The 18,806-nt window shown below is 32.8% G+C and carries 20 protein-coding genes and 1 tRNA gene; 9 read left to right on the plus strand and 12 right to left on the minus strand.

Translation table 11 applies throughout. The features are described 5' to 3' along the window. Positions 1 to 18: 18 nt before the first annotated feature. Both IW18_RS07160 and IW18_RS07165 read right to left on the minus strand, forming a co-directional pair. The gene (locus tag IW18_RS07160; protein ID WP_041516908.1) at positions 19 to 417 is read right to left on the minus strand and encodes a hypothetical protein; all 399 of its coding nucleotides are present in this window, start codon (positions 415 to 417) and stop codon (positions 19 to 21) included. Positions 418 to 425: 8 nt separating this feature from the next. Further along, entirely contained in the window at positions 426 to 1,304 is an 879-nt protein-coding gene (locus IW18_RS07165) for a protease complex subunit PrcB family protein (protein ID WP_041516909.1), read from the minus strand. Positions 1,305 to 1,493: 189 nt separating this feature from the next. On the opposite strand from IW18_RS07165, the gene rmuC reads away from it, so the two are divergent. The 5 genes from rmuC to IW18_RS07190 all read left to right on the plus strand — a co-directional run bounded on the left by rmuC (position 1,494) and on the right by IW18_RS07190 (position 5,114). Next, positions 1,494 to 2,867, plus strand: a complete 1,374-nt coding sequence (gene rmuC, locus IW18_RS07170; protein ID WP_041516910.1) for a DNA recombination protein RmuC — start codon at positions 1,494 to 1,496, stop codon at positions 2,865 to 2,867. A 35-nt stretch (positions 2,868 to 2,902) separates the two neighbouring features. Continuing rightward, positions 2,903 to 3,451: an acyl-CoA thioesterase gene (locus tag IW18_RS07175; protein ID WP_041516911.1), complete on the plus strand. Its 549-nt coding sequence runs from the start codon at positions 2,903 to 2,905 to the stop codon at positions 3,449 to 3,451. Between the two features lie 29 nt (positions 3,452 to 3,480). Further along, complete coding sequence (locus IW18_RS07180; RefSeq protein ID WP_041516912.1) at positions 3,481 to 3,876, plus strand: VOC family protein; 396 nt, start codon at positions 3,481 to 3,483, stop codon at positions 3,874 to 3,876. Positions 3,877 to 3,904: 28 nt separating this feature from the next. After that, complete coding sequence (locus tag IW18_RS07185; RefSeq protein ID WP_041516913.1) at positions 3,905 to 4,303, plus strand: hypothetical protein; 399 nt, start codon at positions 3,905 to 3,907, stop codon at positions 4,301 to 4,303. A gap of 241 nt (positions 4,304 to 4,544) precedes the next feature. Next, positions 4,545 to 5,114: a YceI family protein gene (locus IW18_RS07190; protein ID WP_041516914.1), complete on the plus strand. Its 570-nt coding sequence runs from the start codon at positions 4,545 to 4,547 to the stop codon at positions 5,112 to 5,114. A 3-nt stretch (positions 5,115 to 5,117) separates the two neighbouring features. Here IW18_RS07190 and IW18_RS07195 read toward each other — a convergent pair whose 3' ends face one another. After that, entirely contained in the window at positions 5,118 to 6,029 is a 912-nt protein-coding gene (locus IW18_RS07195) for a TIGR01777 family oxidoreductase (RefSeq protein WP_041516915.1), read from the minus strand. Between the two features lie 98 nt (positions 6,030 to 6,127). Between IW18_RS07195 and IW18_RS07200 the strand changes: the two genes are divergently transcribed. Then, positions 6,128 to 6,790, plus strand: coding sequence for a TetR family transcriptional regulator C-terminal domain-containing protein (locus tag IW18_RS07200; protein WP_041516916.1), 663 nt, complete (start codon positions 6,128 to 6,130; stop codon positions 6,788 to 6,790). Continuing rightward, a complete protein-coding gene (locus IW18_RS07205) occupies positions 6,787 to 8,091 on the plus strand; it encodes an ABC1 kinase family protein (protein ID WP_041516917.1) in 1,305 nt (434 codons plus the stop codon). Before IW18_RS07200 ends, IW18_RS07205 begins: the two co-directional genes overlap by 4 nt. Before the next feature lie 307 nt (positions 8,092 to 8,398). Here IW18_RS07205 and IW18_RS07210 read toward each other — a convergent pair whose 3' ends face one another. The 7 genes from IW18_RS07210 to IW18_RS07240 all read right to left on the minus strand — a co-directional run bounded on the left by IW18_RS07210 (position 8,399) and on the right by IW18_RS07240 (position 15,275). After that, complete coding sequence (locus tag IW18_RS07210) at positions 8,399 to 9,694, minus strand: cryptochrome/photolyase family protein (RefSeq protein WP_041516918.1); 1,296 nt, start codon at positions 9,692 to 9,694, stop codon at positions 8,399 to 8,401. 101 nt (positions 9,695 to 9,795) lie between these two features. Beyond that, complete coding sequence (locus tag IW18_RS07215) at positions 9,796 to 10,257, minus strand: SRPBCC family protein (RefSeq protein ID WP_041516919.1); 462 nt, start codon at positions 10,255 to 10,257, stop codon at positions 9,796 to 9,798. Positions 10,258 to 10,395: 138 nt separating this feature from the next. After that, the gene (locus tag IW18_RS07220) at positions 10,396 to 10,836 is read right to left on the minus strand and encodes a sterol desaturase family protein (protein ID WP_041516920.1); all 441 of its coding nucleotides are present in this window, start codon (positions 10,834 to 10,836) and stop codon (positions 10,396 to 10,398) included. Positions 10,837 to 10,996: 160 nt separating this feature from the next. Continuing rightward, positions 10,997 to 11,836 carry a phytoene/squalene synthase family protein gene (locus IW18_RS07225; protein WP_041516921.1) on the minus strand — a complete coding sequence of 280 codons (840 nt, stop codon included), beginning with the start codon at positions 11,834 to 11,836 and terminating at the stop codon, positions 10,997 to 10,999. 3 nt (positions 11,837 to 11,839) lie between these two features. Next, positions 11,840 to 13,306: a phytoene desaturase family protein gene (locus IW18_RS07230; protein ID WP_041516922.1), complete on the minus strand. Its 1,467-nt coding sequence runs from the start codon at positions 13,304 to 13,306 to the stop codon at positions 11,840 to 11,842. Positions 13,307 to 13,341: 35 nt separating this feature from the next. Further along, positions 13,342 to 14,241, minus strand: a complete 900-nt coding sequence (locus IW18_RS07235) for a MerR family transcriptional regulator (RefSeq protein ID WP_041516923.1) — start codon at positions 14,239 to 14,241, stop codon at positions 13,342 to 13,344. Between the two features lie 74 nt (positions 14,242 to 14,315). Further along, entirely contained in the window at positions 14,316 to 15,275 is a 960-nt protein-coding gene (locus tag IW18_RS07240; protein ID WP_041516924.1) for an ion channel, read from the minus strand. 106 nt (positions 15,276 to 15,381) lie between these two features. On the opposite strand from IW18_RS07240, the gene IW18_RS07245 reads away from it, so the two are divergent. After that, a complete protein-coding gene (locus IW18_RS07245; protein WP_041516925.1) occupies positions 15,382 to 16,512 on the plus strand; it encodes a TlpA disulfide reductase family protein in 1,131 nt (376 codons plus the stop codon). Between the two features lie 83 nt (positions 16,513 to 16,595). Here IW18_RS07245 and IW18_RS07250 read toward each other — a convergent pair whose 3' ends face one another. Then, positions 16,596 to 17,096, minus strand: coding sequence for a tetratricopeptide repeat protein (locus IW18_RS07250; RefSeq protein ID WP_240475540.1), 501 nt, complete (start codon positions 17,094 to 17,096; stop codon positions 16,596 to 16,598). 271 nt (positions 17,097 to 17,367) lie between these two features. Between IW18_RS07250 and IW18_RS07255 the strand changes: the two genes are divergently transcribed. Then, positions 17,368 to 18,693, plus strand: a complete 1,326-nt coding sequence (locus tag IW18_RS07255) for a serine hydrolase domain-containing protein (protein WP_041516927.1) — start codon at positions 17,368 to 17,370, stop codon at positions 18,691 to 18,693. 37 nt (positions 18,694 to 18,730) lie between these two features. On the opposite strand, the gene IW18_RS07260 is transcribed toward IW18_RS07255, so the two are convergent. Next, positions 18,731 to 18,803 (minus strand) — tRNA-Lys (locus IW18_RS07260). Positions 18,804 to 18,806: the final 3 nt, after the last annotated feature.

The raw sequence follows: 18,806 nt of genomic DNA on the forward strand, positions 1-18,806 counted from the left end.
TGTTAAAAGCTTATAAAACTATCTTTTGTAAATAGTACGAGATGCGTCTTCGTTATTGCTTACGATTGTTAGGTTTTGATTGTCAATGTTTTCTATAACATATGTCTTGCCTTCAAAAGTAATTAGGTCGTGTTCTAATTGATCAAAAAAACCGATCCCTTTTTCTATTGTATAAATACTATTTCTAATTTCGACATTGTTTTTATAAGTGATTACCCTACCGTTATTTGTAAAAACCACTTTTTTATTAAACCCAATTGTTTGCGGCGTTGCCGTATAAGGATTACTGTTTCCTCCAATCGATTTTTCCCAAATCCATGTGTTCACTATAGAACCAGAATTCATCGTTGTCGATTCTATCGAATAAGCCGTCGAAAATAGACAACAAACAATACTAAATAAGAATAGTTTTTTCATAATTATGATTATTTAAGAGTTGTAATTTTATCCTGAATAGCTTTTTTGAAAGCCTTAATTTCTGCACTTTGATCAGCAGTATCAACATTATCAATTTGAACTTTAGTAACAGTTGCACCTTGACGTAATTCAAAATATACACCACCATGATTTGGTTCGTTTGGTGTTCCGTAAGTTTTAGATTGACCGTTTAAACTTAGAATTTCAGCAGGAACATCTTTTAAGAATAAAGTATAATCACCTTTTTTAGCAGCAGCAGCATATCTATATTGATTAAAATCGTAACCACCTGCTACAACATTTTGAAATTTCAAGATATTAAAATCACTAATTTGAAAGAATTTTTGACAATCGCCACCAGTACATTGATTGCTAAAACTTCCTATTACAACATTATTGGTAGTTTCTGGAGTAACGCGTTTAAAGAAAATTGGTTTTGTAGTTTTAGGGATCAAAATAAAGTCAGAAGGATAACTCGTTCCACCAGTTACAACTTCACCAGGTTGAGGTGCTTTTTCATAATAGTTCACTAAAATTTCGCATTTGTTTTGTACAATACTAGCTATTTTTATAGAGTATCCGCTTGTAGGTTTAACACCTGCAAAAAGCGCAATCAAAGCTTCTTTCGTAAAGTCAATAGTATTATTGCTGCTATTTGGGCAAGAATTTTCATTCTTAGTAAAATTAACTAGCAATTTTTCTTCAGAGCCAATCAAAAGAACACTTGGTTCAGTATATGATGTTTTAGGGGTGTATGAACATAATAGTGGAAATCCTGTAAAAGCCATATCTTCATTTGTACCGCAATCTTGATTTACTTCGTCATTATTAAGAGAACAGGCACTAAATCCAAGAGCAATAAACAAGCTTAACATTAATTTTTTCATGATAAAATTTTAAATAGGTTATATTATACAAGATGTCCTCTTTTTGAAAAGGTTGCGTGAAAAATATTTTTATTTGATTTTTTTTAATGTTTTATTTAGTTTAGAATGAATACTAATTCGTGATATTTCGATTTTTAAGATTTACAACTACGTATTATTGCGTACTTTTACTTAATAAAAAACTTAGTTATGTTTGATTTTCTTCCCTATTTATTGGCTTTTGCTGTTGCATTATTTATTGGTATGTACTTAGGAAAGTTGCTGTTTTCGGCTAGATTTCAATCAGAAAAAGTAAGTCTAGAAGAAAGATTAAATGCCAATGCAAATCAGCTACAGCAGCAAAAAGAGCAATTTGAAAATGAAAGAAGAAACCTCGAAAAGCAAGTTCACACCATAAATTTCGAAAAAGAAAACATTCGAACAGAAAAAGACAGTTTAGCAATTCAGCTTTCTAAGAAAGAAGTTGATTTTGAGAATTTGTGGGAACGTCACAAAGAACAAAAAAACGAAATAACCGAGTTACAGGAAAAATTCACTAAAGAATTTGAAAACCTAGCCAATAAAATTCTCGAAGAAAAATCGGCCAAGTTTACAGAGCAGAATAGCGTAAACATGAAAAATATCCTGCTGCCATTGCAAGATAAAATTCAGGGATTTGAGAAAAAAGTAGAGCAAACGCACAAAGAAAGTATTGATTATCATGCAGCTTTGCGCCAACAAATTGTTGGATTAAGCGAAATGAATGCTCAAATGAGTAAAGAAACCTTGAATTTGACTAAAGCCTTAAAAGGAGATAGTAAAATGCAAGGAAACTGGGGAGAACTGGTTTTAGAGCGCGTATTAGAAAAGTCAGGTTTAGAGAAGGGGCGCGAGTACGAAGTGCAGCAAAGTTTTACCAATAATGAAGGAAATAGAGTTTTTCCAGATGTTGTAATCAATTTGCCCGATGGTAAAAAAATGATTGTCGATTCGAAAGTTTCGTTAGTCGCCTATGAAAAATGGATAAACGAAGAATCTGAAATTCTTAAAATTGATTTTCTAAAAGAACACGTAAACTCCATTAAAAGGCATGTAGAACAACTTGGAAGTAAGAATTATCATGATTTATATCAAATCGAAAGCCCTGATTTTGTTTTGCTTTTTATTCCCATAGAACCAGCGTTTGCAATCGCATTAAATGATGATGCCACTTTATACAATAAGGCATTCGATAAAAACATTGTAATCGTAACACCAACCACATTATTAGCAACTTTAAGAACAATTGACAGTATGTGGACGAATCAAAAGCAACAAGAAAATGCTTTTGAAATTGCAAGACAAGCAGGCGCATTATACGATAAATTTGAAGGTTTTGTAACTGATTTAGTTCGAATTGGAAATAAAATTAAAGACACCAAAACAGAGTATGAAAGTGCGATGAGTAAATTGGTAGACGGAAGAGGAAACCTAATATCGAGTGTCGAAAAATTAAAGAAAATGGGAGCTAAGGCTAAAAAGTCACTTCCTGAAAACATCGTTGCAAGAGCATCAAGTGTCGATGAAAACGAATTATTAAATTAAAGAACAAGTAACCCAATAATACTACAAACAAAATTATGAATGCAGATTTTAAACCCGTTTCGTCATCAAAAATAAGTATTTCAGAACTAATGTTGCCGTCGCATACCAATTTTAGCGGCAAAATTCACGGAGGATATATTCTACAATTACTCGATCAAATAGCTTTTGCTTCGGCATCAAAATTTTGCAGAAATTATTGTGTAACAGCTTCTGTAGATACCGTAAATTTTTTAAAACCAATTGAAGTTGGAGAATTAGTTACAATGAAAGCTTCAGTAAATTATGTGGGAAGAAGCTCGATGATTGTGGGTATTCGTGTTGAGGCCGAAAATATTCAGACAGGAGTAGTAAAACATTGCAATTCATCTTACTTTACAATGGTCGCCAAAGATAAAGACGGAAAAAGTGTTCAGGTTCCGGGACTTATTTTATCAAGCCTAGAAGAAGTTCGTCGTTTTAGAAAAGCAATCATACATATCGAGTTGAAAAAAGAGGTTGAAAAACATGAAAAATTGGCAACCGTAAATTCGATTGAAGATTTGGCAAGTTTAGATAAATACAATGTTCTTTTAGAAATTAGTTAAAGAATCTCATCAAATTAAAATAAGACAAAATGGTAAAGTTTGGATATACAATTTTATATGTACAAGACGTAGAAAAATCAATTGCATTTTATGAAAATGCTTTTGGTTTTTCCAGAAAATTTATAACGCCCGATAATGATTACGGAGAATTATTAACGGGCGAAACAACGCTTTCATTTGCATCAAAGAATTTAGCAAATCAAAATTTGAAAGAAGGTTTTGTCGAAAGCAAATTAGAAAATAAACCTTTTGCAATCGAAATAGGATTTATAACAGATAATGTTGAAGAGTTAGTGCAAAATGCAATTGCTCAAGGCGGAATCTTAGTTACAGAACCAAAGCAAAAACCATGGGGACAAATTGTAGCGTATGTGCGTGATATAGATGGCTTTTTAATTGAGATTTGTACTGAAATATTAGGTTAAGAAGTAATCTGTTGCAATAACATCAAGCATGGAGAAAATAAAAACTATTATTTTAAAACTTTTTAACAAAATTGAATTTTCGTTTTCAAGTGAATCCTCTCAAAAAAAGCATAATAATTTTGGAGCTTTAGAATACGAAAATGATGGTTTTGTAATTAAAGATAAATATTTATCCGTCGATATAAAGTGGGATGATATTAATAAGATTGAAGTTTATAAAAAAGATTTATTTACGGTAGATCTTATTGTTATGGAAATTACCCATGATGAAAAAATCTTAGTTATTGATGAAAAGTTGCCGGGTTGGTTTCAATTTATTTTAAAGTTAAAAGAAATTTTTTCTGAAATCCCAAGAGATTGGGATTTGACAATTATGAATCCAGCATTTGAAAAGAACTATAGAGTTTTGTTCGAAAAAAAAGTTTAAAAATAATTCATTTTACATTTTACAATCTACATTTCACAACCCAAAAACATTTCACAAATATTTAGCATTAAAGCACAACTAAAAGCGGGAAAATTTCGTAATTTTAAGTATAAGCATTTGGTTACCACTTTGTTCACGGAGTACTGCCATTCGATTTTTACGCTATTACCTTGAGTTCATTTTTTTTCTCTTCTTAAAACAAAAAAAATCGATTGACATAATTGTTTAATTATTGACGATTATGAAAAAATCTACTTTATTTATTTTGCTCTTTACAGCGTATTCTTTGCTTGCTCAGGATAAATTTTTTACCAGTACAGGAACTATAAATTTTGAAGCTTCTGTACCATTTTTCGAGGAAGTAAAAGCTGTAAACAGACAAGTTGCAATTGTTTTAGAGCCTAGAACAAGTACATTTATTTGTACTGCTATTGTCAAAGATTTTCGTTTTAAGTTAGATATGATGGAAGATCACTTTAACGAAAATTACATGGAAAGTCATCGATATCCTAAAGCCATTTTTAAAGGCAAAATCGAAAAATTTGATTTAAAGGATATAAACGAAATCGAGAAAGAATATCAAATAAAAGGCAAGCTTATTTTAAAAGGAAAATCGAAGGAGATTATAGTTAACGCTTTGATTAAAAAGGTGGGCGATGGAATCCAAATAACGTCTGATTTTCCAATTTCGTATTCAGATTTTAATATCAAGATTCCAAGCGGAATTGCGAGTAAGATTTCGAAAACAGCAAACACAGAATTGATTGGAGTTGTACGAAGCTCAGATGTATCGTATGTAACTCTAAAATGAAAATTAATTTAGACAAGTCACAAGAACTTTTTCTAAATCAGTAAATTGAAATTCGAAACCGGTTTTTTGTATTTTTTCAGATGAAGCCCTTTGTCCTTTTAAAACGGCTTGACTCATTTCGCCCAGAACAATTTTTAAAACAAACGTAGGTACTTTAGGAAGCCAAATGGCGTACCCAAATAAATTAGACAAGGTTCTGGAGAATCTTGCGTTCGTTGTATTGTCTGTAACGCAGGCATTATAAGCACCGTGCAATTTTTCGTCCAAGATTGCTTTTAAGTAAATCTGACATAGATCTTCGACATGAATCCAGGGTAAATATTGTTTTCCCGTTCCTAAAACTGCACCAAAACCAGCTTTAAAACTCGGAACAATTTTTTTAAGAAAGCCCTCGTCTTTGCCAAAAACAATTCCAGTTCTAATTTTTGCAGTTCTAATGTCTAAAGTGTTTACTTTATCGACAGCGTTTTCCCATTCCTGACAAGTGGTGCCTAGAAAGTCATTTGCAGGCGGAGTATCTTCAGTACATATTTTATGACTGGTTATAGCGCCATAAATTCCAACTGCCGAAGCAGATACAAAGGCATCTAAAGTTTTGTTATTTTTCTCCAGAATGGAAAAGATAAGATCAATAGGTTTAATACGACTTTCCAAAATGAGTCTTTTACGCCTTTTGGTCCATCTTTTTTCTGCAATTCCTTCACCAGCTAAATGAATGATATAATCAGCTTCAAGAACTGCATTTTCATTGATATAATTAGTCTTTAAATTCCACTTATAATACGTAATCAAAGGAGTGTTTTCTCTGGCAGAACGACTTAGAATAGATACCGTAAAACCATTATCGATAAGTACATTGGTTAAGTGCTTGCCTATGAATCCGGTGCCTCCGGTTAATAAAACATTTTTTGCCATGATAGTTTATAATATATTTAACAGTGCATTTTGTTTAAGGCAAAGTAAAGATACTTAAACATTGCTTACCTTTAAGGCAAATTCTAAATTTTAATGAAATGGCGACTAAAAAAAAGACTATTACAAGAGATGATATCGTTTCAAAATATATGGATGAAGTTTTAGAAAAAGGACAAAAACCAAAGTCAGTTTATCATTTTGCCAAAGAAAATGATTTTACAGAAGCAGAGTTTTACAGTTTTTTTGGAACACTTGAAGGTTTAGAAAAAGAGATTTTTAGACTGTTTTTTGCTAATACAATCGATTTATTGCATAAGAATGATGATTATGCAGCATATGATATGAAGAACAAAATGTTGAGTTTTTACTTTACATTTTTTGAAATTTTAAATGCAAACAGAAGTTATGTTTTGCAAGCGTTAAAACTTGACAAAAATCCAATAAAAAATTTAGTACAATTGACTTCGCTGCGTGAAGGATTTAAAGAATATGTTGCGGAAATCCTGACCGATGATTACAGACTTGAACAGGAAAAATTTCAGAAATTTCAGGAAAAAGCACTTCAGGAATCGGCTTGGTTGCAATTAATGATGACCATAAAATTTTGGGTAGACGACTCGTCTGCCGCTTTTGAGAAAACAGATATTTTTATCGAAAAATCTGTTAATGCTTCCTTCGAATTAATGAATGTTGCACCAATGAATCATTTAATTGATTTTGGAAAATTTCTGTTCAAAGAAAAAATATACAGCAAACAATGAAAACGATCGATTATATACCAACGTCAAAAATTGAAAGAGCCAGTAAATTAGTTCAAACAGGAGCAAAAATAGGAGTAAACTATGTAAAGCATTATGCCGAAAAAATGGTTAATCCAGATTTGACCCGCGATAAACTGAATGAAAATAATGCCGAGGATATTTATGACGGATTAAAAAGCCTGAAAGGAAGTGCGCTAAAAGTGGCTCAAATGTTGAGTATGGACAAGAATTTTTTACCTCAGGCCTATGTCGAGAAATTTTCGTTGTCGCAGTTTTCAGTTCCACCGCTTTCAGCACCTTTAGTTTTAAAAACTTTCAAAACCAATTTTGGTAAAACGCCTTATGAAATCTTTGACGAGTTCAACGCAAATTCTGTAAATGCGGCAAGTATTGGTCAGGTACATTTGGCGAAGAAAAACGGTAAAAAACTAGCCGTTAAAATTCAATATCCGGGTGTTGCCAATAGTATTTCGTCAGATTTGGCTTTAGTAAAACCTATCGCGATAAGAATGTTTAATCTGCAAGGAAAGGATTCTGATAAATATTTTAAAGAAGTAGAGGACAAGCTTATTGAAGAAACCAATTATTTATTGGAATTAAAGCAAAGTCAAGAAGTTGTTGAAGCTTGTAGTAAAATCGAAAATATATTATTCCCGAGTTATTATCCTGATTTTTCGTCAGAGAAAATTATTACGATGGATTGGATGACAGGAATTCATCTTTCGGAATTTACGGCTATAAATACAAATCAAGAAGTTGGCGATAAAATTGGTCAGGCACTTTGGGATTTTTATATGTACCAAATTCATGTTTTACGAAAAGTACACGCCGATCCGCATCCCGGAAATTTCTTGGTAGATGATCAAAATAAATTAATTGCATTGGATTTTGGCTGTATGAAACAAATTCCAGATGACTTTTATGTTCCGTATTTCGAATTAATTAATAAAAACGTAATCACAGATCCAGCGCTTTTTAATGAGAAATTGTTCGAATTAGAAATTCTTCGCCCAGATGATTCAGCTTCAGAGATTGAATATTTTACCGAAATGTTTCATGATTTATTGTCACTTTTTACAAAACCTTTTCAAGAGGAAACTTTCGATTTTGCCGATGAGACTTTTTTTGAAAACATTGCCAAATTAGGTGAGCGTTTCTCTAACGATACCAATCTTAAAAAGATGAACGGAAATCGCGGTTCAAAACACTTTATTTATATGAATCGTACATTCTTTGGTTTGTATAATTTAATGTTCGATTTGAAAGCAAAGATTGTAGTGGAGAATTTTAAGAAATACTAGTGAAGGAAATTTCAAGATAAAAATTCTAAATTCCATTCTGAATATATGTATAAGCCTTTGTCAAAGTTTAAAATTTTGACAAAGGTTTTTTCGCAAAGTATGTCATCCCCAGGAACGAGGGATCTTCGCAAGAAACTCGACAAAGATTGATTGTTACGAATTTTTCTTTATTAAAATGGCAAACCCGACAGGTTTTAAAAACCTGTCGGGTTTACTTTTTGGAAAGGAATTACTAGTGTGATCCCCCGTTCCTCAGAATGACAAAATTGTATTCAATTGAAAGTTGGAATTTAAAAAAAATTGGAATTTATTTAATAATTCCGGCTTTATAAGTAGCAATAGCGCGATCTCGGGCAAAAGCATGATCGACCATTGGTTCATTGTAACCTAAATCAAACTCAGGAATCCATTTGCGAATGTAGATTCCTTTATCGTCAAATTTTTTCTGTTGAATTTCAGGATTAAAAACTCTAAAATAAGGTGCGGCGTCGCAACCAGTTCCAGCTGCCCATTGCCAGTTTCCTACATTCGATGCCAATTCAAAATCTAATAACTTTTCGGCAAAATAAGCTTCGCCCCATTGCCAGTTAATTAATAAATGTTTGCATAAAAAGCTAGCAACCACCATACGCACACGATTGTGCATATAACCCGTTTCGTTAAGTTGTCGCATTCCGGCATCGACCATTGGGTAACCCGTTGTTCCTGAACACCAGCGTTTAAAATCATCTTCGTTATTGCGCCATTGAATTCCGTCGTAAGCCGATTTGAAATTGTGATTAACGCAATTCGGAAAACTAAAAAGAATCTGAATAAAGAATTCTCTCCAAATTAATTCGCTTAAAAAAGTTTGATTTTTGGTGTTTGCCCAATTCACTAATTTCCGAATACTCACAGTTCCAAAACGCAAATGTGGAGAAAGATAAGATGTACTGTCTAATGCTGGAAAGTCTCGTGTTTCTTTATAGTTCGTAATTTGAGTTAAGTTGTGCGGAAGTACTTTTATGGAACTTTTTTCGAAACCTATTTCGCTTAATTCTGGAAACTGAAACTGATTTTTGGCAAAATATTTAAAGTACGATTTTGTATCGTGTTCTTGTGCCTGCCCTGACAAATGATATTTTTCGAGCCACTTATTTTTGTAAGGTGTATAAATGGTGTACGGAAGTCCATCGGCTTTTGTGATTTCTTTTTCTTCAAAAATAACATGATCTTTAAATGAAAGTGCTTCAATATTATTTTGGTTTAATAAAGATGAAATTGCTAAATCGCGTTTGATAGCAAAGGGTTCATAATCTTTATTAAAGAAAACTTTTTGAATGTCAAATTCTTCTAAAAGAGATTTCCAAACTTCAAATGTTTTTCCCTTTTTGATTAAAATGGAAGATTCGATTGCAGATAATTCAGTATTTATTTTTTGAAGAGAATCGTAGATAAAACTTACTCGAGCATCTTTTTTTGGAAGGTTTTCGAGGATTTCGTCATCAAAGATAAATAATGGAATTACTGGAAATTCAGATTGCAAGGCATTGAATAATCCAATATTATCATCAAGACGTAAATCACGTCGGAACCAGAAAAGGGTAACTTTTTGTTTTGTCATTTTAAGGAATTCTACTTTGTGTTTTTTTTTCTTTTGCCACAGATTATATGATTTTTAAAAGATTTTTATCTGAGTTAATCTTGTAAATCTGTGGCAGGAATTTATTTTGAATTGAATGTTTCTTCGATTTTTTTGTAACGGTACTCAAAAATAGATTTGAGTTTGTTTTTTACCATTATCGTATTGGCAAGTCGACCTAAATGACCAAACGGTAAAGCATAATGAACAACATCGGTCATTTTTGTACCGTTTGCTGTTGGTTCAAAATAGTGTTTGTGATGCCACAATGCATATGGACCAAAACGTTGTTCGTCTACAAAATATTCATTTTGCTGAGAAACTGTAATAATCGTCATCCAATTAATTTTTATACCCAAAAGGGGTTTTAAAGTATAGGTAATAACTTGTCCGGGATACATTCGTTTGCCATCAAAATCCTGAATTTCAAAACTCATATCGTTGGGTGTTATAAGTTGAAGATTTTTTGGACTTGAAAAAAAATCCCAACATTCTTCGATACTGGCATTTATATGTTGTACGGTTTCTAGTTTGTATACTTTCATAAAAATCAATTAATGCAAATGTTCATAAGTTACGTTTGCGTTAGGGGTTGTAGTGGAGCTCTTTTTGTGTCAGGCTTTTTTTGCCTGATACAAAAAGCGGGAACGGAAGACCCGACCGCAGGGAACGCCCAAATTCTTTTACATTTTATAATATTTAAAAGGGACAAATAACATTCCGAAACATTCTCCGTGTTCTTTTCCTAGATGTTTGTGATGGATTTTATGTGCTTTTCGTAAGCCAATTAAGTATTTGTTTTTGGTGTTTTTAAACCATTTAAATCGCTGATGAATTAAGACGTCGTGTATTAAAAAATAACATACTCCGTAAGTAGTTACTCCACATGCAATGAAAAATAAATAATTAAAACCTCCCTGAACGCCAAAATAAAATAGTATTATACTTGGAATGGCAAAAATGACGAAGAAAATATCGTTGCGCTCAAACGTATGCTCGTATTTTGGCTGATGATGATCTGCGTGAAAATACCACATTAGTCCATGCATAATGTACTTGTGTGTGAGCCAGGTGACGCATTCCATGAACAGAAAAACGCTTAAAAAGATTAGAAAAGAAATCATTTTGTATGTTTTGAATTGTTATTATAATTACACTCACTCAATCTTGTCATTTCGACGAAGGAGAAATCGCACTAGAAACTCCGTAAAGAAAAGCGTCAATTTTTGTCGATTAACGAGTGTGATTTCTCGTTCCTCGCAATGACAACGATTCTAGGTAAAACTACACCAGCTTTAATTTATAGGTTACAAATGATTGTGCTAAAAGTCCCGCCTTTGTGTAATTTGAAACTCTGATTCTGGAATTTCCAATTTCGTAATATGGTGTGTTTTTTAGTTTTGTCAAAAGCTTTTTGTAATAAACGTAAGCAGTGTAAACTCCAAATTTTGCTTCTATTGGAAGTTTTATTATTCCTTGATAAGCAACTCTGAAATCTTCTTCGATTTCTTTTATAATTGCTGTTTTTGCATTTTCGTCAAATGAGTTTAAATCGACTCCGGGAAAATAGTTTCGGTTTAAAACCAAATTGTCATCTTTTAAATCTCTTAAGAAATTGACTTTCTGAAAAGCCGATCCTAAACGCATGGCTTCATTTTTAAGTTGTTCGTATTTTTGATTATTTCCTTTTACGAAGACTTTTAAACACATTAAGCCCACAACATCTGCCGAACCATAAATGTAATCTTCGTACTCGGTTTGTGTATTATAGTTTGATTTGATGAGGTCAAGTTTCATGCTTTTTAAAAAAGCCTGCACAAGATCATCAGTTATATTGTATTGTTTTACGGTATGCTGAAATGAGTTTAGAATAGGATTAAGACTAATTCCTAATTCTAGCGCTTTGTAATATTCTTTTTCGAAATCGTTTATGAGGTTTTCTTTGTTGTAATCATGAAACGAATCGACAATTTCGTCGGCAAAACGCACAAAACCGTAAACGCTATAAATAGCATCACGAATACTTGGCGACAACATTTTGACAGCTAAAGCAAAAGATGTACTGTAGTTTTGAGTAATTAATTTACTGCATTTGAAAGAAACAGTGTCGAATAGTGATTTCATTTTTTAAGATCTAAAAGATTTCTGAATTAACTCGGCTACTAATTTTCCTGAAATTAAAGCAGGAGGAACACCTGGACCAGGAACAGTTAATTGTCCTGTGAAATATAAATTACTAACTTTTTTACTTTTTAGTTTTGGTCTTAAAAAAGCAGTTTGCAATAAGGTATTTGCCATTCCGTAAGCGTTTCCTTTGTACGCATTATAATCGGTTTCAAAGTCTTGCTTGCAAAATGATCTTTTAAAGATAATATTATTTTTAATTTTTTGTTGTGTCAGTTTCTCGAAACGAGTAATGATTTTTTCGAAATATTCTTCTCGAAGTTCTTCGTTATCCTGTATTCCGGGAGCAAGCGGAATGAGGAAAAATCCGCTTTCCATTCCTTCAGGCGCAGCAGTTTGATCTGTTTTTGATGGAAAATTGGCGTAGAATAAAGGAGCATCAGGCCATTTAGGATTATCGTAAATATCGGCTGCGTGTTGGTTAAAATCAACATCAAAAAATAAAGCGTGATGTGTTATGTTTTCTATCTTTTTATTAAAACCAACAAAAAATAGGAGCGATGATGGCGCAAAAACTCGGCTTTGCCAATATTTTTCAGAATAAGCTCGGTCTTTTTCGTCTAATAAAGTTTCGGTATGATGATAATCGGCACCGCTTAAAACAATGTTGGCTTTAATAATATTTCCGTCAATAATAATTCCAGTTGCAATTTTATCTTCAACAACTATTTTCGTTATCGAAGCATTCGTTTTAATAGTAACGCCAAGTTCTAAGGCGAGATTCTCGATACCGCGAACAACATCAAACATTCCCGTTTTTGGATGCCAGGTTCCTAAGCCAAAATCGGCATAATTCATAAAATTATAAAAAGATGGAGTTTTGGTAGGTTTTGCTCCTAGAAACAAAACAGGAAATTCGAGAATCTGAATCAGTTTTTCGTTTTTGAACTTTTTGCGAATATCATGACTTACGTTACTTAAAAACTGATTGAGTTTTAAAATGGTTTCGGCTGTGACTAATTCGAGAGGAGAAACTCCGGGACGATACACTAGGTCTTTTATCGCAATGTCATAATTGCTTTTGGCTTGATTAATGAAAGTTTCTAGTTGGTTACCGCTTCCTTTTTCAATGTTTTCAAAAGTGCTTTTAATTTCTTCTAAATTATCATAAATATTAATGAAATCATCAACGCCAAAATAAACCCTATAAGCAGGATTTAGTTTTATTAGGTCGTAGTAATCAGCAGTTTTTTTGTTGAAATCCTGAAAAAATCTTTCGAAAACATCGGGCATCCAATACCAACTTGGTCCCATATCAAAAGTAAAACCATCTTTTTTAAACTGTCTGGCGCGACCGCCTATAGATTCATTTTTTTCATAAATGGTCACGTCGTTTCCTTGTTGTGCCAAGTAACATGCAGCGGCTAAAGCAGAAAAGCCAGATCCTATTATCGCTATCGTTTTTTTCATTTGTTTAACAAATATACAAAAACTTTAAACAAAAATTATAATGCGCTAATGGTTTCTTCCATCGAGTCGAAAATCCTTATTCTTTCAGGTAAAATTTCGTTATTGATATGCTCAGACATATTTCCCATAAGCCATATTTCATTGTTCTTTTGAAGCAATTTTTGCCCCATTGATTTCACATATTGATCAATTATGCTACGATCAGGCTGAACGGTCATAAAAGAAACAAAAGTAATGTTCTCGAAGTGCTTGGTTAAATCCTGTAAGTTTTCGATAGGCATACTTTCGCCCAAATAAATGGTTTTGTATCCTTTTAATAAAATTTCGTATTGCAGGTATAACAATCCAATAGTGTGAATTTCGTTTAAAGGCAATGAGAGTACAAAAATCCTATCTGTTTTAGTTGGTTTTTGAATTTGAAGATTTTCGGTGTAAATTAATATTTTTTGCTTTATCAAATGACTCATGAAATGTTCATTTGCAGGAGTTATAGTTTCAGATTGCCATAACAGACCTAACTCTTTTAGTAACGGAAGAAAATGCTCTTTGAAAACTTCTTTGAATGATTTTTCGGAAATAAGCCAATCAAAAGTATTGAAGAATAATTCCTGATCAAAATTCATCATGGCCATCTTGAATGAAGTAATGGCAAAGTTTTGAGAGTTTTTCTTCGAAATAATTTCGCGTACTAATTGCGGAATTTTTTCTTCGGGATAGGTTGCGATTTTAGAAATTTTATAACCGTATTCGTGAAGTAACGTTATGTTTAAAAGCTTTTGTAGATTTTGTAAATTATAAAGTCTAATGTTAGTATCGGTTCTCATAGGTTCTAAGATGTTATATCTTTTCTCCCAGATTCGAATGGTGTGTGCTTTTATTCCTGATAAGTTTTCGAGATCTTTTATGCTGAAAACAGTTTTAATGTTGTTTATCATTATTGGCTATTTGGTAAACAAAAATAGGATAAAATCTGAAAAAACGGTTACAAGGTGCCCAAAATCATAGATTACTAAAGGTTTACCGAATTGTAACTGTTTAATTTGTCTAAATGTAAGATCGTTTTAGAGTTGTCTTTACTTCTGTTATACATAGTTTCGAATTTTGCTCCATAAATTACTTCCTCAAAAGTATATGAGGTTCTTGCGGCAACTGTATTGCTAAACATATCATCAAAAGTAGTAATGAAAACGAGTATTTCTCCATGTGTTTTCTTGAAGTCTTCTTCTGTGAAATTATATAGTGGACTATTTTCGGTTATCGGGTGAACTAATGTCCAGCTTAAAGAAAGGGCATTTATTCGATCTAATTCCAGTTCTAAGTTATAGAATTTATTAGTTTTTAGTCCATTTTCTTCGAGACTCATTCCTAGAGTAACTTTGGCTTTTGCATCGGTAAAATTGGTATTTTTAAAAGGAACCAGGCGAATCATTAAAGCTTTGCTTTCTCCATAAGGCGAAATCAATGCGTGGTGCGAAAACTTTAAAAATGCTGTTGGTTTGCTAAATCTTCCAAAGAATAAACCTGTTGCGATGGCAAAACTCAATAAACCAATTAATGCTTCGGCTGATGAAAGTGCACTAGCCAAAAATCCGGTAGGGCTTATGTGTCCGTAACCAACAGTTGTAAAGGTTTGCGCGCTAAAAAAATACGCTTGTCCAAATTGGGTTAAAACACTTTGCGATTGCTCGATTCCGTCAAGATGTTCAATTCCGATTGCATAATAGGCAATGGCAAAAACAAAATTGATTACAATATAAAAGGTAAACAAAATGGTCATGAATTTCCAGTTTGGCATATCGATCATGGTATGATGCCAACTTATACGACGCAGTAAATGCATGCCTCTCTTCTCGATATTAGGAGTCCCGTTTTTATTTACAAATCGACCTCCATAACTATTTGCATTGGTTCCAAAACCTGAGTTATTATCGGTTTGTGCGTTATGGTTTATTTTTCTTAGAAGCGCCATTGAATTTGGTTTATAAAACAAATGTAAGGATATCTTTTAAATGCATTTTTTTATAAAATAAATACGACTACATTTGAGTGTATCAATACTAAAAAATTATATGTAAATGAAAAACACCATTATTATTAAATCCATTTTTCTTTTATTTTCAACTGTAATGTTAGGACAGGGAAAAAAGGATAATGCTACATTAAGTAAAAATATAACCGGCGAATTTAAGGCGAAAAGTAATGTTGTTTCTAAAGATAAAAAAGATTCATTTACTTTAAGAGGTAATCTTACCGGGAATTATAAAGGGAAATTGTATCTAAATTATAATGATAAAAAAGATAGTTGCGACGTGATTAATAATCAATTTTATTTTAAAGGGAAAATTCTAGCTGCAACTATTGCAGGCTTTACAACAGAAACAGCAACAGGGTCTTCTACCAGTTTTTATTTGGAAAATGAAGATATTAAAGTGGATATTAGTATTGAAAAGAAAGTTTTTAGTAATACAGAAATTAATTGGTTAACGATTAACGATGTGTTTGGTACGAAAAGTATTTTGATTGAGAAAGATTATGAAGATTTTAAAAATAAACATAGTAAAGATAAAGACTGGCAAATTGAACATTATAAAAAGCTAGACGAGATTGTTTCAAAATATCCAAAACACGACTATTCGTTAAACTTGTTGAGGGTTGAGTCAAGAGATTCCTTGGCAGATTATAAAAAATTGCAAGTGTTGTATGTTAAGTTAGATCCGAAATTTCAAGATGCAAAAGAGATGGCTGACTTAAAAAGAAATATTTATCCTAAGGCTGAAGTGCTAGCGGAGAAAATTGAAAAGCCAATGTTAGATTTTGCACTGCCTAATAAAGATGGAGAGTTAATTGATACAAAAAAATACAAAGGTTCAGTTTTATTAATAGACTTTTGGGCGTCATGGTGTGGGCCATGCAGAAAACAAATACCTGAAATTACTAAACTATATGAGAGGTTTAAAGATAAAAAGTTTAATGTATTAAGTGTGTCTGTAGATAGTTCTCGCGAAAAGTGGCTGGCAGCTTTGGCTAAAGAAAAAATGCAATGGGATAATGTTAATAAAGATAAAGTGCTTACTGGGGATTTTGAGAAAGTATACGGTACAAAAACGATACCTGCTACCTTTTTGATAAATAAAGAAGGGATGATTGTTTTTTTTAATCCAACATTTAAGCAGATCGAAACGTATTTGAGTGAAAACTTAGAATAAAATTATAAGAATGTCTAAAAAAAGCAATCTGTAAAATATCATTTTTACAGATTGCTTTTGTGTTTATAGCTATCCTATTTTTGTTATTTGCAAAAAGTAGCTTTATTTTTAATGGCACTCTGACTGCCTAATTCGATTGCTTTAGAGAAATCTTTGCAAGCATTTTTTTTATCGCCCATCTTGTTATAAGCCAAGGCTCTTAAGTTGTATGCAACATAATCTTTTGGGTTTAAACCAAGCGAAGAAGTACAATCATCTATAGCTCCCTGATAATTTTGTAATTTGTAGTTTACGTTGGCTCTTCCTGTAAAAGCATCTGCATTCATGGTGTCTAACTCGATTGTTTTGCTAAAATCGCTAAGAGCACCTTTTAGATCATTTAGTTTTAGTTTTGCAACTCCACGATTTTGATACGCTTCTACAAATTTAGAATTCAAGTTTATAGCCTTTGTATAATCGGCAATTGCAGCTTTTGTATTGCCGGCTTCGGCTTTGCTCATGGCTTTGTCAAAATAGGCATTTGCAGATTGTGCCCAAGTCGAGCAAGTGATCATAATAAATGATAGTAATAATAATTTTTTCATAAACTAATTTGGGATTAGGTTAGTAGGTTCTTTAATTCTAAAACGAATTTACTAAAGTTTTGTTTTGTAAGAGAAGTTCTTTTGTGAAATAACGATTAATTTATCGCGATTTTCTAATCATGATATTCTTAATTATTAACGAGGCAATTGAAATTAAGTTCTTAACTTAGCGTAAATTCTTATGTTTTTATGCTGAATCATTTGTATTGGTATGAAAATGTATCCAGTCCCATATTGAATTTTATTGAACATCAATGTAAATTAAGTTAATATGAAAAAAATCTGTTTTTATTCGCAAGTGTTGTTTTTCGGATTGGTTTTATTCTCGGGTAATACTTTGATAGCTCAGGAAAAAACAAAATATTTAGATGCAGAACAAAGCGATCCAATAAAGATGGGCTGGATGAAAGGGTCTCCGCCACCGGCAGATCGTATTGTTCGTTTTGAGGACGGTAGTTTTTTTCAGTTTCCTGCTCTTCGATGGAGTGTTGCTCATATGCGTCAGTTTGCACCTAGTATAAATGTATCTCACGGATTAAGAAATTCAAGATCATTGTCGTCAAGTATTAATAATGGCATTGATAAAGTTAAATTTATACCTCTTGGTGAAACAAACCCAATTACATGGGCAGAATCTCTACAGAAAGTATATGCTGATGGCGTAATTGTTATGCATCACGGAAAAATTGTATATGAAAAATATTTTGGAGCATTGACTGTTGATGGGCAACATGCTGCAATGTCTGTTACAAAATCATTTACAGGAACTCTCGGTATTATGTTGGTTAAAGAAGGTTTGATTGATCCGGAGAAATTAGTATCTCATTACGTTCCGGAGCTTAAAAACTCAGCATTTGGCGACGCTACGGTAAGACAGGTATTGGATATGACGACTGCGTTGCAATTTAGCGAAGACTATGCAGATCCTAATGCTGATATATGGAAGTTTTCTGCGGCAGGTAATCCGTTGCCAAAACCAAAAGATTTTAATGGTCCAAAAACGTATTATGAATATCTGCCAACGGTTAAGAAAAAAGGCGTTCACGGTGAGGCTTTTGGATATAAAACGGTTAACTCAGATGTTATGGGCTGGATTATAGCTAGAGTTACCGGAAAAACAGTTGCTGAGGTTTTGTCTGAAAAAATCTGGAGTAAACTAGGAACAGATCAAGATGGCTATTATTTGGTTGATGGAATAGGGACGCCTTTTGCAGGTGGTGGTCTAAGTCTTGGTTTGAGAGATTTAGCACGTTTTGGTCAATTGATTCTAAATGACGGTAAAGCAGGGGCTGAGCAAATCATTCCTAAATCGGCCATTGATGATATAAGAAAAGGAGGTAATAAAGAAGCATTTGCTAAAGGAGGTTATCCTCTTTTAAAAGGTTGGAGCTATAGAGATATGTGGTGGATTACTAATAACGATCATGGAGCGTTTTGCGCACGTGGCGTTCACGGGCAAGTTATTTACATAGATCCAAAAGCAGATATGGTTATTGTGCGCTTTGCATCTAATCCTGTTGCTAGTAATGGGGCAAATGATCCGTATTCTTTGCCAGCTTATGAGGCGGTTGGGAAATTTTTAATTTCTAATAAATAAAAAAGGTTGAGTAAATTAATACTCAACCTTTTTTTTGTGACCCGACTGGGGCTCGAACCCAGGACCCCATCATTAAAAGTGATGTGCTCTACCAACTGAGCTATCGAGTCATA

It is taken from the genome of Flavobacterium hibernum, from assembly GCF_000832125.1.
Lineage (GTDB): Bacteria > Bacteroidota > Bacteroidia > Flavobacteriales > Flavobacteriaceae > Flavobacterium > Flavobacterium hibernum.

What these genes read in the sequence shown, in the direction of transcription:
- IW18_RS07220 (WP_041516920.1), bottom strand. Translation starts at nt 10,836, where the DNA reads ATGATTTCTTTTCTAATCTTTTTAAGCGTTTTTCTGTTCATGGAATGC.
- IW18_RS07210 (WP_041516918.1), bottom strand. Translation starts at nt 9,694, where the DNA reads ATGACAAAACAAAAAGTTACCCTTTTCTGGTTCCGACGTGATTTACGT.
- rmuC (WP_041516910.1), top strand. Translation starts at nt 1,494, where the DNA reads ATGTTTGATTTTCTTCCCTATTTATTGGCTTTTGCTGTTGCATTATTT.
- IW18_RS07235 (WP_041516923.1), bottom strand. Translation starts at nt 14,241, where the DNA reads ATGATAAACAACATTAAAACTGTTTTCAGCATAAAAGATCTCGAAAAC.
- IW18_RS07250 (WP_240475540.1), bottom strand. Translation starts at nt 17,096, where the DNA reads ATGAAAAAATTATTATTACTATCATTTATTATGATCACTTGCTCGACT.
- IW18_RS07255 (WP_041516927.1), top strand. Translation starts at nt 17,368, where the DNA reads ATGAAAAAAATCTGTTTTTATTCGCAAGTGTTGTTTTTCGGATTGGTT.
- IW18_RS07205 (WP_041516917.1), top strand. Translation starts at nt 6,787, where the DNA reads ATGAAAACGATCGATTATATACCAACGTCAAAAATTGAAAGAGCCAGT.
- IW18_RS07190 (WP_041516914.1), top strand. Translation starts at nt 4,545, where the DNA reads ATGAAAAAATCTACTTTATTTATTTTGCTCTTTACAGCGTATTCTTTG.
- IW18_RS07185 (WP_041516913.1), top strand. Translation starts at nt 3,905, where the DNA reads ATGGAGAAAATAAAAACTATTATTTTAAAACTTTTTAACAAAATTGAA.
- IW18_RS07160 (WP_041516908.1), bottom strand. Translation starts at nt 417, where the DNA reads ATGAAAAAACTATTCTTATTTAGTATTGTTTGTTGTCTATTTTCGACG.
- IW18_RS07225 (WP_041516921.1), bottom strand. Translation starts at nt 11,836, where the DNA reads ATGAAATCACTATTCGACACTGTTTCTTTCAAATGCAGTAAATTAATT.
- IW18_RS07175 (WP_041516911.1), top strand. Translation starts at nt 2,903, where the DNA reads ATGAATGCAGATTTTAAACCCGTTTCGTCATCAAAAATAAGTATTTCA.
- IW18_RS07200 (WP_041516916.1), top strand. Translation starts at nt 6,128, where the DNA reads ATGGCGACTAAAAAAAAGACTATTACAAGAGATGATATCGTTTCAAAA.
- IW18_RS07180 (WP_041516912.1), top strand. Translation starts at nt 3,481, where the DNA reads ATGGTAAAGTTTGGATATACAATTTTATATGTACAAGACGTAGAAAAA.
- IW18_RS07240 (WP_041516924.1), bottom strand. Translation starts at nt 15,275, where the DNA reads ATGGCGCTTCTAAGAAAAATAAACCATAACGCACAAACCGATAATAAC.
- IW18_RS07165 (WP_041516909.1), bottom strand. Translation starts at nt 1,304, where the DNA reads ATGAAAAAATTAATGTTAAGCTTGTTTATTGCTCTTGGATTTAGTGCC.
- IW18_RS07230 (WP_041516922.1), bottom strand. Translation starts at nt 13,306, where the DNA reads ATGAAAAAAACGATAGCGATAATAGGATCTGGCTTTTCTGCTTTAGCC.
- IW18_RS07215 (WP_041516919.1), bottom strand. Translation starts at nt 10,257, where the DNA reads ATGAAAGTATACAAACTAGAAACCGTACAACATATAAATGCCAGTATC.
- IW18_RS07245 (WP_041516925.1), top strand. Translation starts at nt 15,382, where the DNA reads ATGAAAAACACCATTATTATTAAATCCATTTTTCTTTTATTTTCAACT.
- IW18_RS07195 (WP_041516915.1), bottom strand. Translation starts at nt 6,029, where the DNA reads ATGGCAAAAAATGTTTTATTAACCGGAGGCACCGGATTCATAGGCAAG.